General features: G+C 37.5%; 1 rRNA gene. It reads left to right on the forward strand.

Annotated features, from left to right (window positions below):
- Positions 1-94, forward strand: a 5S ribosomal RNA gene (gene rrf, locus CD118_RS11710); the annotation flags it as partial.
- Between the last annotated feature and the right edge of the window lie 282 nt (positions 95-376).

The following is a 376-nucleotide window of genomic DNA, read 5'->3' on the forward strand; positions in this document are numbered from 1 at the left end:
GTCACACCTGTTCCCATGCCGAACACAGAAGTTAAGCTCTTTAGCGCCGATGGTAGTCGGACTGACGTTCCGCGAGAGTAGGACGTTGCCAAGCAGAACTTTTATTATGACCTGTTGGTCATTTTTTCTTTGGAAAATTTGAAAAAATTTATAAAAGTTGTTGACTTTGAGACATGAAGTATGTATAATTATTTCTTGTCGAGTCAAAAAGAAATGACTTGAACATTGAAAACTGAATGACAATATGTCAACGTTAATTCCGATAATTTGAGTACTTCAACGTACTTTGAAGAGTGATTGACTTAAACAATCAACGAGCTATATCAAGCTTACTTCTTTTATGGAGAGTTTGATCCTGGCTCAGGATGAACGCTGG

Source organism: Staphylococcus coagulans (genome assembly GCF_002901995.1).
Taxonomy (GTDB): domain Bacteria; phylum Bacillota; class Bacilli; order Staphylococcales; family Staphylococcaceae; genus Staphylococcus; species Staphylococcus coagulans.